The 13543-nt window shown below is 64.5% G+C and carries 10 protein-coding genes; 6 read left to right on the forward strand and 4 right to left on the reverse strand.

All coding sequences use genetic code 11. From position 1 onward, the window contains the following. Positions 1 to 136 precede the first annotated feature (136 nt). The 6 genes from AC27E8_RS05950 (at position 137) to AC27E8_RS05975 (ending at position 8339) form a co-directional block, all read left to right on the forward strand. Entirely contained in the window at positions 137 to 1831 is a 1695-nt protein-coding gene (locus tag AC27E8_RS05950; protein ID WP_487097334.1) for a glycerol-3-phosphate dehydrogenase/oxidase, read from the forward strand. Positions 1832 to 2021: 190 nt separating this feature from the next. Continuing rightward, positions 2022 to 3902: a S53 family peptidase gene (locus tag AC27E8_RS05955; protein ID WP_487097332.1), complete on the forward strand. Its 1881-nt coding sequence runs from the start codon at positions 2022 to 2024 to the stop codon at positions 3900 to 3902. A 133-nt stretch (positions 3903 to 4035) separates the two neighbouring features. Further along, on the forward strand, positions 4036 to 4740 hold the full coding sequence (locus tag AC27E8_RS05960; protein WP_487097330.1) for a GntR family transcriptional regulator: 705 nt from the start codon (positions 4036 to 4038) through the stop codon (positions 4738 to 4740). Between the two features lie 22 nt (positions 4741 to 4762). After that, positions 4763 to 5530, forward strand: coding sequence for an SDR family NAD(P)-dependent oxidoreductase (locus AC27E8_RS05965; protein WP_487097328.1), 768 nt, complete (start codon positions 4763 to 4765; stop codon positions 5528 to 5530). An 11-nt stretch (positions 5531 to 5541) separates the two neighbouring features. Beyond that, a complete protein-coding gene (locus tag AC27E8_RS05970) occupies positions 5542 to 7614 on the forward strand; it encodes an alpha-glucuronidase (RefSeq protein ID WP_487097327.1) in 2073 nt (690 codons plus the stop codon). Positions 7615 to 7676: 62 nt separating this feature from the next. Then, positions 7677 to 8339 carry a DUF2306 domain-containing protein gene (locus tag AC27E8_RS05975; RefSeq protein WP_487097326.1) on the forward strand — a complete coding sequence of 221 codons (663 nt, stop codon included), beginning with the start codon at positions 7677 to 7679 and terminating at the stop codon, positions 8337 to 8339. A gap of 72 nt (positions 8340 to 8411) precedes the next feature. On the opposite strand, the gene mctP is transcribed toward AC27E8_RS05975, so the two are convergent. The 4 genes from mctP to AC27E8_RS05995 all read right to left on the reverse strand — a co-directional run bounded on the left by mctP (position 8412) and on the right by AC27E8_RS05995 (position 13451). Then, entirely contained in the window at positions 8412 to 9923 is a 1512-nt protein-coding gene (gene mctP, locus AC27E8_RS05980; RefSeq protein ID WP_487097325.1) for a monocarboxylate uptake permease MctP, read from the reverse strand. A gap of 18 nt (positions 9924 to 9941) precedes the next feature. Next, entirely contained in the window at positions 9942 to 10154 is a 213-nt protein-coding gene (locus AC27E8_RS05985; RefSeq protein WP_008337877.1) for a DUF3311 domain-containing protein, read from the reverse strand. 237 nt (positions 10155 to 10391) lie between these two features. Further along, positions 10392 to 12089 (reverse strand): two-component system sensor histidine kinase NtrB, encoded by a 1698-nt coding sequence (locus tag AC27E8_RS05990; RefSeq protein ID WP_487097323.1) that lies wholly within the window; start codon positions 12087 to 12089, stop codon positions 10392 to 10394. Between the two features lie 258 nt (positions 12090 to 12347). Continuing rightward, complete coding sequence (locus tag AC27E8_RS05995) at positions 12348 to 13451, reverse strand: FUSC family protein (protein ID WP_487097321.1); 1104 nt, start codon at positions 13449 to 13451, stop codon at positions 12348 to 12350. Positions 13452 to 13543: the final 92 nt, after the last annotated feature.

Below are 13543 nucleotides of genomic sequence, written 5' to 3' on the forward strand. Positions count from 1 at the left end.
TTCGCGGAAGATATAATCAACTTGACAAGTTCATCAAGCATGGTTGAGACGATGAGAAAACCACAGGTCAGGTGCCTGAGAGAGGCGCTTGGTTTGTGGTTTTTTCTCTTGTTCGGAGGTAAAGGAGGCATACAACATGGCGGAGGCGCGGTTTTCCACGATGGCGAGATCGGCCATCAAAGCGGAAATGGCTGGCGAGCCGTTTGATTTGCTCATCATCGGCGGGGGCATCACGGGGGCGGGCATCCTGCTCGACGCGACGGCGCGGGGCATGAAGGCGGCGCTCGTCGAAATGCAAGACTTCGCTGCGGGCACATCCAACCGGTCGACGAAGCTCGTGCACGGCGGCCTGCGGTATCTGAAGCAGTTTGAGATAGGGCTCGTTGCCGAGGTCGGGAAGGAGCGCGCCATCGTCTACGAGAACGGCCCGCACATCACGACCCCCGTGTGGATGCTGTTGCCCATCATCGAGGGCGGCACGTACGGCTGGCTGGCGACGAGCGTGGGCATCTACATCTACGACAAGCTCGCGGGCGTCAAGCGATCCGAGCGGCGCAAGATGCTCACCGCCGAGCAGGCGCTTGAGATCGAGCCGCTGCTCCGCCGCGATGGCCTGAAGGGCGCCGGCTATTATGTCGAATACCGGACAGACGACGCCCGCCTCACGCTCGAGATTCTGAAAAAGGCGGTAGAGATGGGCGGTATCGCGCTGAACTACGCGAAGGCCACCGGTTTTCTCTACCATGAGGGCCGCGTCGCGGGTGCCGAAGTCGAGGACGTGCTCACCGGCGAAACGTTCGCCGTCCGAGCGAAGAAGGTCGTCAACGCCACCGGCCCCTGGGTCGATGAGCTCCGGGAGAAGGACGGGTCCAAGTCCGGCAAAACCCTGCATCACACCAAAGGCGTGCACATCGTGGTGGACGGCAAGCGGTTTCCGCTTCGAAATTCCGTGTACTTCGACGTGCCCGACGGGCGCATGGTCTTCGCCATTCCACGAGACGGCAAGACCTACATCGGCACTACCGACACGGATTACCACGGCGATCTCGTCCATCCCCGCATGACCAAGGCGGATCGGGACTATCTCATCGACTGCGTCAACTTCATGTTCCCGAGCGTCAAGCTGACGGCGGCGGATATCGAGAGTAGTTGGGCGGGCGTTCGGCCGCTCATCCACGAGGAAGGCAAAGATCCGTCCGAGATCTCGCGAAAGGACGAGGTGTTCGTCTCGCCGTCCGGACTCCTCACCATTGCAGGCGGCAAGCTCACCGGCTACCGCAAGATGGCGGAGAAGGTCGTTGACATGGTGGCGCGCCATCTCGCCCAAGAAGGGCGGCGCTTTGGACCGTGCACCACGGACAAGATCCCGTATTCGGGCGGGGATTTCGGCGGATCGGACAAGATGCCGGCGTTTGTCGAGGATCGCGTGCAGCGCGGCGTGAAGCTTGGCCTGGCGGAGGGGGATGCGCGGCGCCTCGCCCGCCGCTATGGCACCAATGTGGATGTCGTGTTCAACCTGCTGGTGTCCGGGCGGGATCGCGCAGAGGCGTATGGGCTGAGGCCGGATGTGTACGCGGAATTGGCGTACGGCCTGCGGCACGAGATGGTGGTGACGCCGTCCGACTTCTTCATCCGGCGGACAGGCGCGCTGTACTTCGACATCGGCTGGGTGCGGGAGAACCAGAACGCCGTCATCCGGTACATGGCTGCGGCATGCGGTTGGAGCGATGAAGAAACCGAGCGGCACGCGCGGGAACTTCAGGCGCGCGTCGTGGAGGCAACCACGGTGGAAGAAGACATTCCCGCATCGGGCAACCTCGTGGGGGCGTGAGGTTGGTCTGGCGAGTTTTCGCCTAGATCCTCGGCGCGATGGGAGGGCGGCGCAAAGTCGAGCGAGTTGCGACTTGCGCCGCTTTCCTGCTTTTTCTACAAAAATCGATGCATTTCGTGGCAGGAATCCTGGCCGGCGTTGCCGAATCCATCCCGCGCAAGCTTCGATTCGGACAACAGGGGGCGTTCTTGTGGGACTGTGGAAACGACTTGCGTTCGGGCTCCCGGCCGCGCTTGGCATGTTGGCTGTCGGGGTTCCGACCATGGAGGCAGACGCCGTAGAGGCGGCGCCGCTCGCCAATCCGTCAACGGAAAACGCGCAGGATCTGGGACCCGCCAACGCGAGCCAGACCGTCACGGCGTCGGTCATTCTGCGCGTGCAGAACCCGACCGCTTTGCAGAACTATATCCAGCAGACAGAGACACCGGGCAGCGCACAGTATCACAAGTTTTTGACGACGAGCCAATTCGCCGCGCAGTTCGCGCCCTCGTCTCAGACCATTCAGCAGATTGAACAGGAACTTCAGCAGTACGGTCTGCAGGTGGTGAGTGTCAGCGCGGATCACCTGGATCTGCAGGTGCAGGGGACCATCCAGCAGTTTGACAATGCGTTCAACACCGTGATCGACCTGTTCAAGGCAAATGGCCAGGTGTTCCGGGCGCCGAAAAAGCCGCCACAAATTCCGGTGGCGCTCCTCACCAACGTGCTCGCAGTGGTGGGGCTTGATACGGCCAATGCGGCGCAGTCGCTCACCGTGAAGACGCCGAATGTGTCGGGGACGTCCTCGCCGAAAGCAGTGCTCCCGAAGGGAGGCAGCACGGCGACGGGCACGCCGGGGAGCTACACCGTCGGCGACACGGCGAATCGCTACGACATCAGTCCACTCTATCAACAGGGCATCACGGGCAAGGGCGAGACGGTCGGCATTGTCACGCTGTCGAGCTTCAACCCACAGGACGCCTACACCTACTGGAAGGGCATCGGCCTGCACGTCTCGCAGAACCGCATTCAGATGGTGAACGTCGACGGCGGCGGCCAGATGGACGATGGGTCGGTCGAGACGGCGCTCGACGTCGAGCAGGCGGGTGGCCTTGCGCCTGACTCCAATGTCGTGGTGTACGATGCGCCGAACACCGATCAGGGCTTTATCGACGCGTTCTACCAGGCGGTGTCCGACAACCAGGTGGACTCGTTGTCCGTGAGCTGGGGGCAGCCGGAGATCGACTATTTGCCTCAGATGAACCAGGGCCAGTCGTACGTCGATGAGCTGCTCGCCTTCACGCAGGCGTTCATGGAGGCGGCGGCACAGGGCATCTCCGTCTACGCGGCCGCCGGAGACTCGGGTGCGTACGACACCGCGCGCGATTTCCCGCCTTCGCAGGGATTCTCCACGCCGCTGACGGTCGACTTCCCGGCGTCGGATCCGTTCGTCACGGCCGCGGGTGGCACGACGGTGCCGTTTTCCGCCACGTTCTCGCTCGGCAAAGTCAACATCACGCAGGAGCAGCCGTGGTCGTGGCAGTATTTGCAGAATCTCGGCTATCAAGGCCTGTTCCCCATCGGGACAGGCGGCGGCGTGAGCGTCATCTTTCCGCGCCCGTGGTACCAAAGTGGCGTGAGCGGCGTCCAGAACAGCGCGGCCAACCAGGCCTTCACCGATTCGCAGGGCGTGCTGTACGGCTCTCCCTTCACCTACAACTTGCCAAGCAATTACGCGGGTCGCAATCTGCCGGACGTCTCGATGGACGCGGATCCGGAGACGGGCTATCTCGTGTACTGGAGCGCAGGGGGCGGCTGGCTCGCAGGCTACGGTGGCACGAGCTTTGTGGCGCCGCAGCTGAACGGCATCACGGCGCTCATCGATCAGTACGTCGGCGGCCGCGTCGGCTTCCTCAACCCGGTCTTCTACCAACTCATGCAGCAGAATGGGTACGGGGCGAATCAGCCGTTCAACGACTTGACGACCGGAAACAACTGGTATTGGTCCGCGGTGCCCGGGTACGATCCGGCCTCCGGAATTGGCACGCCGAACGTCGCCAACCTGGCGCAGGCCATCAAGTCGATGGGCTGAGATGGATCACCTCGGGAGCGCCGCTGGCTCCGAAGTCGGCGGCGCACCGGAAGGTGAACTATGCGGCGTTTGCTAGGGTATACAAGTATACGGTACAATGTCGATCGACTTGAGACTGCGAGGAGGTGGAGGCGTGATCGCGGGTGTGACCTACGGTGTGGCCAAGAAGACGCTCGGAGAGCAGGCGTACGAGGCCATCCGCGAGGAGATTTTGTCGCTTCGGCTGCATCCGGGGCAGACGGTCTACGAGTCGGATTTCACGCGCATGTTGAACATGAGCCGCACGCCGGTGCGCGAAGCGGTGCGCGCGCTTGCGATGGAGCGGCTGATTGAGGTGCTGCCTCAGCGGGGCATGAAGGTGGCGCTGATTTCGGAGCGGCAGGTGGAAGAGACCCGATTTGTCCGGGAGAGCCTGGAGCTTGCGGTCATCCGCCGCGTCGCGGAGGACGTCGCGCGGGACGCGTCGGTGCGTGCCCGGCTGGAGAGGGAGATGGCGAGATCGCTCCAGGACCAGCGGGAGGCGGCCGAGGCGGGGAATGCGCTTCAATTCATGCACGCGGATGATGCGTTTCACCAGATCTTTCTGCAGCACTTCGACAACGAGACGCTCACGGCCATCGTGGCGCAGATGCGGGGGCATCTGAACCGGGTGCGGATGCTTTCGCTCTTCGAGCCGGAACGGATGAAGCGGCTCGTCGGTGAGCATGAGCGGGTCGCCGAGGCGGTGCTTTCGGGCGACGCCGACCGGTCCGCGGAGGCGATGCACCATCACCTGGCGAAGCTGATGGAAGATCTGCCTGGAATCAAAGCCCGCCATCCGGCGTTCTTTGGCCCCTGACCGGCGCGAGGAGGTGCAGCACATGCGGTTACAAGATAAGGTGGCGCTCGTCACGGGCGGCGGGCGGGGTATTGGCGCGGCGATTGCGCGCCGGTTCGCGCAGGAGGGCGCCGACGTTTGCCTCGTCAGCCGGACGGAGGCTGAGCTTGAGGCACAGGCGCAGTGGATCGCGTCGCAAACGGGGCGCGCCGCGTTGCCGGTGGTGTGCGATGTGTCGAATCCGGCGGACGTCGAGCGCGCGGTGGCGGCCGCCGAGGAGCGCTTTGGCCGGATCGACATTCTGGTCAACGCGGCGGGCATCTCCGTGGCGGCCCCTTCCACGGATCTCTCCTTCGAGCGATGGAAGGCGTGCTTGAACATCAACCTCGACGGGACGTTTCTGTTCTGTCAGGCGGTGGGGCGCGGGATGATTGCGCGCGGGCAGGGCGGAAAGATCATCAACATCACGTCGATTGTGGCGCACGCAGGGATCCCGGAGCGGGCGACGTATGCGGCGAGCAAGGGCGGCGTGCGGCAGCTCACGCAGGCGCTCGCGGTGGAGTGGGCGAAGCACAACATCCAGGTGAACGCCATTAGTCCGGGCTTCATCATGACGGAGATTGTGCGCGATTACATCCAGCGCGGCATTCACAAGCCCGAGAAGCTCGTCGCGCGCATCCCAGCCGGCCGTATGGGCCAACCCGACGACATCGCGGGCCCAGCGGTGTTTCTTGCCTCAAGCGATTCCGACTACGTCACGGGCACCATTCTCATCGCCGACGGCGGGTTTCTCGCCAACGGCTACGTGTGAGGTGACGCACCTTGACGAACACCTCTCAGGGCGATCTCGACTACTGCGCTTGGTTGCAGGAGAGCCCTCTGACCCACGGTGTGCCGGAGGCGGCGCGGCGGATGGCAGTGTACGGCCCGGCCGAAGATTTGGTGCTTCGCACCGCGGCGGCGGAGTGGGCGCGCGCGGTTCGCGCGGCGTGCGGAGAAAGCCCCGAGCCCCTGGCGGCAGACCCGGGTGGTGTGCCGAGTGCCCCCTGCGTCGCCATAGGGCTTTTGTCAGCGATGCCGCGCGGGCTTCGTGAAGACGCGCAGGCCGCGCTCGCCAGCGCGCCTTCGGACGAGGCGTACGCCATCGTGCCGGTGGACGGGCAGGGCACCGCGGTTGTGTCGCGGACGTCTGCCGGCGTGCTGTACGGCGTGTTCCACCTGATTCGCCGCCTACGGCTTTGTGAACCGCTCCACGAGCCTTGCATCTCCTCACCCCAGAACGCCTGGCGGATGCTGGACCACTGGGACAACGCCGACGGCACGATTGAGCGCGGGTACGCGGGGAAATCGCTGTTTTTTCGCGGAGGACAAATCGATTTTGACGAGGCGCGCGTGCGGGACTACGCGCGGCTTTTGGCGTCCATCGGTGTGAACGCCATCGCCATCAACAACGTCAACGTGCACGAGACCGAGACGCGCTTCCTCACGGAAGCGCATCTGCCGGGCGTCGCGCGGCTGGCCGACATGTTCCGCCCGTACGGCATCCGGTTGTTCCTCAGCATCAACTTCGCGAGCCCCGTCGATCTCGGCGACCTGCCGACCGCAGATCCGCTCGATCCGCGTGTCCAGGACTGGTGGTCTGCGGCGGCGGATCGCATCTATCAGCACATCCCGGACTTCGGCGGCTTCCTCGTGAAAGCGGACTCCGAGTTCCGGCCCGGTCCCTTCACTTACGGGCGCGATCACGCCGATGGCGCGAACATGCTCGCCCGAGCGCTGGCGCCTCACGGCGGCGTGGTCATCTGGCGGGCTTTCGTGTACAACTGCCTCATGGACTGGCGGAATCGGCGCGCCGACCGCGCCCGGGCGGCGTACGATCACTTCGTGCCGCTCGACGGCCGCTTTCTGGACAACGTCCTGATTCAGATCAAAAACGGGCCGATGGACTTTCAAGTGCGCGAGCCGGTCTCGCCGCTCTTCGGCGGGCTTTCGGCGACGAACGTGATGCTCGAATTTCAGATCACGCAGGAGTACACCGGCCAGCAGCGCCACGTGTGCTATCTCGCGCCGATGTGGAAAGAGGTGCTCGACTTCGACACGCACGCGCGCGGGCCGGGATCGACCGTGGCCGAGATTGCGAGCGGCAGGCTGTTCGGGCGGCCGCAAGGGGGCGTGGCGGGCGTCGCGAATGTCGGCGACGATGTCAACTGGACGGGACACTCGCTGGCGCAGGCCAACCTGTACGCGTTTGGCCGCCTCGCCTGGGATCCGTCGCTTGACCCGGCCGAGATCGCGCAAGAGTGGGCGCGGCTCACGTACGGCGAGGATCCGGATGTCGTCCGCGCGGTGGTGGGCATCCTGATGGCCTCCTGGCCGGCGTACGAGGCGTACACGGCGCCGCTCGGCGTGGGCTGGATGGTAAACCCAGGCCACCACGACGGGCCCAATCCGGAGGGGTATGAGTACTCGAAGTGGGGCACGTACCACTACGCGGATTGGCAGGGCGTGGGCGTGGATCGGACGATGGCCACGGGCACGGGCTACACCGGCCAGTACCACGAGCCGGTGCGAAGCCTGTACGAGCACCTGGAGACGTGCCCGGACGAGCTGCTCCTCTTCTTTCACCACGTGCCGTACACGCACGTGCTGCACTCGGGGAAGACGGTCATTCAGCACATCTACGACGCGCACTTCGACGGCGTCGAGGCGGTGGCCTGGATGATGGAGGCGTGGCGGCGGCTTCAGGGGCGGATCGATCCCGTCCGCTTCGAGCGCGTCCTCGCGCGGCTCGAGGATCAGATGCGGCGCGCCATTGAGTGGCGGGACGTGATCAACACCTATTTTTATCGAAAGTGTGGCATTCCGGACGCCCGCGGGCGCCACATCTATCCTTGAGCAGGGATTCAAGCCATCGGCCGAGAAGGATACGGCGGATGTTGGCCGATGGAGGGGGTTCTGTGGCGTCGTCTCCCACGAGGAAGCGAATCGGGTGGGTTGGCAGCGCGGTCTTTTCGGTGGCCGCGCTGTACGTGGTGTACATGGCCTACGAGAGCTTCATCGCAGATCCGGGGGATGTGTCGTTCCTCGCCCACAAGACGGGGCTTCACCGCCATCTGTCCCATGGGGCGTGGCTCGTCGCCCTTCACGTTCACGTGGCGAGCGCGCTTGTCGCCATCCTGGCGGGCGCGCTGAACTTCGTCTGGACGCGAGCCCGCGCGCACCCGGTGCTGCATCGCGCCGTGGGCTATGTGTACCTCGCGGGCGTCCTTGGCGTGGATGGGACGAGCGGTTATCTCGCGCCCGAGGCGACGGGGGGCGAGTTGGTCACCATCGCGTTCAATCTCTTGAACGTGTACTGGTTGGTCACGGCGTTTCTGGTGTACTGGATGGCCCGAAAGCGCCGCCCTGACGGGCACAGGCGCTGGGCTGTAAGGAGCTACGTGTTTCTCGACACCAACGCGCTGAACCGCGGATTCACCTGGCTGGGGGTGCACGCCGCGGGGCTTTCGTTTGGTGCGGCATATGCCACCGCGGTATGCCTGAGCATCGCGGCGAACGTTGCGCTGGGCGAGGGTCTTGCCCGGACGCTGTATCCCTGCACCTCCGCGCGGCGCGCATGAGGTCTTGCGCGTGCAAAGCGAAACGGGGCCCGATTCGGACCCCGTTTTGCGCGGCAAGTTGTCGTGACCTGGTCAGGCGGAGGTTTCCACGTCCAGACGGTAGTCGGCAGGGCTCGTCTCGTCTTCGCCGTTGGACAGGCCCATGGCCCGGAAGATGGCGCTGAAGACGAGTGCAACGATGATGTTGGCGATGAGCGCCCAGATGCCGGCGTATGCGGTCACGCCGCCCACCGTGTAGCTCGTGGACTGGTAGCCGGTGCTCGCCCACATGAGGACGCCGAGCACGATGCCCACCAGCCAGCCGAGGAAGAGCCCCCGGCGGTGGAACCAGCGCGTGAAGAGGCCGAACACGACGGTCGGCAGCGTTTGCAGGATGAGGATGCCGCCCACCTGCTGCATGCTGATGGCGTACTGCTGCGGGAACCCGAGGATGAACACGAGCGCCAAGAGAATGATGATGAGCGACACAATCTTCGCCATGCGTGCCTCGTTTTCATGCGAGGCGTTCGGCGCGAAGAACGCCTTGTAGATGTTGCGCGTGAACAGGTTGGCCGACGCAATGGACATAATGGCCGCCGGAACCAGCGCGCCGATGCCGATGGCGGCAAAGCCAAAGCCTGCGAACCAGGTTGGGAACTCCTTCAGGAACAGGAGCGGAACGGCCTCGCTCGTCGACTTGGTGTGAACGCCCGCGGCGAGCGCCATGTAGCCAAGCAGCGCGATGATGCCGAGCGCAAATGAGTAGGCCGGCAACAGCGCCATGTTCCGCTTCACGACGCGGCGGCTGGAGGCGCTGAACACGCCGGTGACCGCGTGTGGATAGAGGAACAGCGCGAGCGCGGAGCCCAGTGCGAGCGTCCCGTACGTCGCGTACAGCTTCGGCGACAGCGCGATGGACCCCGGCGGATGGTGCTTGGCGAGCGCCGCGGCCGACGCGTGGAAGATAGGCCCGAAGCCGCCCAGCTTGATGGGGATGAGGATGACCGCCACGATGATGGTGATGTAGATCATGAGGTCCTTCACGATGGCGATCATCGCCGGCGCGCGCAGGCCGCTCGTATAGGCGAACAGGGCCAGGATGATGAACGCGATGATGAGCGGCCAACTGCCTGGGATGCCCATGGCCGTAATGACGGCCTGCATGCCCGTGAGCTGCAGGGCGATGTACGGAATGGTCGCGACAATGCCCGTCAGCGCTACGACAAACGACAGCAGGCGATCTCCGTAGCGCCCTTGTACGAAGTCGGAGGCGGTGACGTAGCCTTTGGATCTGGCGACGGACCAGAATCTCGGGAGAATCAACAGGAAGATAGGATAGACGACGGTGGTATACGGCACGGCGTAAAAGCCTAGCGCGCCCTTGCCATACATGAGTCCCGGCACAGCGATGAAGGTATAGGCCGTGTACAGATCTCCACCGACGAGGAACCACGTGATGAGCGTGCCAAACCGGCGCCCCGCGAGTCCCCATTCTTCTAGGTGAGACAAATCGCCGCGCCGCCATCTTGCCGCGACAAAGCCGAGAACGGCGACAAAGAGAAAGAAAATAATAAAAATAGAGAACGCAGTCCAGTTGATCTGCATGAATTCACCCCCCTACCCTCAGTCGTCTTTCAGGATGTTGTACAGAAATGCGGTGATGATGGCCGCGATGATGATCCAGAGCATCTGGTACCAGTAGAAGTACGGGATGCCCCACAGCTCCGGCTTGAGCGATCCGTACAGGCCCGGAAACAGCGATCCGATGACGGGTGCGAGGATGAGCAGGTACCACCACCGCTTCGCTTTGGTGGACGGCTTCTGGGTGTCGTTCACCGTGTGCACCTCCCTTCCGAATGGCTGGCGCTTGCCCATGTAAACAACCGATTGTTTTGTCTCTCCGGCTGTCAGCGCTTACAGATGGGCAGCTCGTCATTATTTATAAGCTACGACAAGCTTGTCTGTCAAAGACATGCATTGGAAAGATGGGCGGCAGCCGTGCACGCAAGGTGTGCTCGGCATCCGGGCCACGCGCCTTGCCCAGTGTGCGGAAAAGGCGCGTGGCAAAGCGCGTCATCTCCGGAGCGTCGGAAGGTGCACTTCCACCAAAGTGCCCGTGGGCGCCTCGGTGCGGCGCAAGTGGATCTGGCCGCCGTGCAGTTGCACGATGCGATGCGCCACCATCAGCCCGAGGCCTGTCCCCTTTTCCCTCGTGTGGTACAGCGGCTCGCCCAGGTGCTCGAGCACGGAGTCCGGGATGCCGGGCCCCGTGTCCTGGATGTGCACGATGGCCTCGGCCTCCGTCGCCGTGACCCACAGAACCACCCGTCCTCGCGTTTCTGCGGCCGCCTCGATGGCGTTTCGCAGGAGGTGAACCATCATTTGCCGCAATTGGCCTGGGTGGCCGAGAACCTGGGCCGGCGGCAGCGGCCCGAGATCGACCGGCACGCCTCGTTCGAGGGCGAGCGGTTCGCACACGCCGGCGGCGGTGCGGGCCATCTCGGCGAGATTGCACGGAATGGGTTTGACGGCCTCGGGTCTGGCGAGCACCATCAGGGCGTCGATCACGTCCTTCATCCGCTCGAGTTCGCCCCAGATGGCCTCGTATGCGCCAGGCGCATGCTCGTCAAACTGCGAGCGAAACAATTGCACAAAACCCATCACGGTCGTCAAAGGGTTGCGAAACTCGTGCGCGATGCTCGCGGCGAGCTGGCCGACGGCTTCGAGCCGCTCCTCGCGGCGGCGGGCGGCTTCCCTGCGCAGGCGCGGCGAAAGGTCGCGGGCCTGGAGGATGTAGCTCGCGGAATGGGACGTGCCCGAGCGGATGAGGGTGAGGCGCAGCGCGACGTCGACGCGCACACCGTCAATCTCGAGCGCCAAATCGTGCTCCTGGCCGTTTGCACCGGCCGGCGTGAACAGCTCGTCGAAGCGGGCGAAGTCTTCGGGCGCGACGAGATCGAACACGGAGCGGCCGACGAAGGATTCGCGGCTGAAGCCGGCGGCGGCGAGGAAGCCGGGAGACGCGAAAGTGATTTCGCCGCTCGACGCGGCGACGAGGACGAGATCGGCCGAGTGTTCCGCGATGACGCGATACGTTTGGCGCGCCGACTCGCATTCGTCGGCGAGGCGCGCGTGGGCGCGGGATAGCCAGAGGAAGCTCAAAAACAGCGCCGCGGTGGGAAGCGTGACGGCCCAATCCGCTTCGTGCGCGGAGAGAAGCGAGGCGAGCGACGCGGGAATGATAAGCGCGACTAGGTGAAGGCCGCGAAGCGCCGCGAACGCCGAGCCGAGCCGCCGCATGGCGCCTTGACCGCATGCGAGCGCGGCGAAGCGAACGAGCTCGAACAGGACGGCGGCGAGGGCGGATCGAATCAGGTAGGGCAGGGAAAGCGCGTCGTGAAGCACGGCGTAAGCTGGGACGAACGCGAGTTGGCGCGCGCCGAGCGAGATGAGAAGGTGTCTCAAGTGCGTGCCTGTGAGCTTGCTCTCGAGAGAACGAAGGAATGCCGCGATGACGCTGAACAAGATGGTGGTGCTCGCCGCCCAGAAGCCGAATTGATGGGCCGCCCACACATAGCAGAAGACGGATGTGGACCACTGCCGCCCGCCGGGAAGCTGGAGGGGGAAGAACTCCAGCCCGCACGCGACGGCGATAAGGATCCAGAGAAGGCTGTGGGTCTGTCCGTACAAGCCCCAGGCTGCGCAGAAGGGCACCGTGAGCCCAATGGCGAGCAGGGCGTAGGGATAGGCGCGGCGAAAATCGTGGTTCAACGCAGCATGCGCTCCTTTGTGCGGCGAGAGATTGGGCGCATGGGCGGGTTGTCGACAAGCCCCCTAAAAGCACAGAAAGAATCGGGACGAAGCCCCGATTCTTCCGCGCCGGCCAAGATGTCGAGTGATGCCCATCTCCCATGCATGTCGAAGTGTAGCGCATGGCGGCTGCATTGGAAAGCGAAACATGTCGAAACAAAGGGACAGGCGTCGGGATGAGGTGCAGACGTTCGGGTGGGAACGCCGCCTATGCGGGGTTCAGGCGCCGCGCGGCAGTCTCCACAAGAGCCTGAGCGCGAGCGCAATGGCGCATCCGAGCAGCGTGTCCCATAGCCGAGCCTGGACGATGGCAGGCGCGCCGAGGCTGGCGTGTCCCGTCTCGGCAATGAGGATGGCGAGCGGCGTGATCAAGATGACCGCGAGGCCGTAGTTTCGCGGAATGAGGAGTTCAGCAACGGTCTGGAGTGCGAAGAGCAAGAGCGCCAACTCCATCGGGCGGGGATAGGCGCGCAAGATGGCACCCGCGAAGACGACGCCGAGCGCGCTGCCCAAAGCGCGCTGGATGGCGCGGTGCAACGTGCCCATCACCGTCATGCCGACGAGGGTCGCCGCGCACCCGACGGCCGCCCAATAACTACGAGGGCTGCCGATGGCGTGCGCAATGACGGCAGAGGCGAAGAGACCGACCGCCATCCGGAGGGCGCCCATGAACGCCGTATCGCGGACTCGAAGATGCTTTCTCAACATTGGGGCGATCCGCCGCGCGCTCACGCGGCGAAACCGGCTCGCGTGCGCAGGCACATGGCGAGGCCACGTGATGGCGAGGAGGACGGAGAGCACCCAGGCCACGGCCGCTCCGGCGAGGACGAGCGCTATGGACGAGGCTATGGCATGTCCCAGCGGCTGTCCACTCGCGATGGCGGCCGCCATCACAAAAAAGAAAGGCCCCGGTGGCGCCATGGCGAGGGCGACGGCGACGTAAGTCGCGACAGCTCCTACGCACGCGAGTGCAGCGGCGGCCGCGTACGGGCTGAAGCTTGTCGCGGCGCCAATGGCAAAGGAGGCTGTGAGCCCCAGGCCGACGGCGGCCAGTTTGGCGGCAAGTCGAACGGTGGGCAAATCCGTCGCATAGATGCCGGTGAAGGCTCCAATGGACGCCAGGAGCCCATCCGCTGGGTGGTGGAACAGCGCGCCGAGCGCCACCACGGCAAACAGGCTGAGGCCGGCGGAGAGCGCTCGCCGCCATGGCCAAGGCGCCTTGCGCAGAAGAAAGGCGTGGTACACGCGCGCTTCGCCCGCATCCCGCGCTTCTGTCGCAAGCTGGGGCGGTGTGCCCCGGCGGATAGGTTGCCGAGCGTCCAACGCGGTCCTCTCCTTTCCCGTCCGGCGCTATGGCGCCGAACGCGTGATGCATCTCGCGCGATGAGACTCTCCTTCAATTTTCGCCCAGGGGC

The organism is Alicyclobacillus sp. CIJ1 (assembly GCF_057538885.1).

What these genes read in the sequence shown, in the direction of transcription:
- AC27E8_RS05950 (WP_487097334.1), top strand. Translation starts at nt 137, where the DNA reads ATGGCGGAGGCGCGGTTTTCCACGATGGCGAGATCGGCCATCAAAGCG.
- AC27E8_RS05965 (WP_487097328.1), top strand. Translation starts at nt 4,763, where the DNA reads ATGCGGTTACAAGATAAGGTGGCGCTCGTCACGGGCGGCGGGCGGGGT.
- mctP (WP_487097325.1), bottom strand. Translation starts at nt 9,923, where the DNA reads ATGCAGATCAACTGGACTGCGTTCTCTATTTTTATTATTTTCTTTCTC.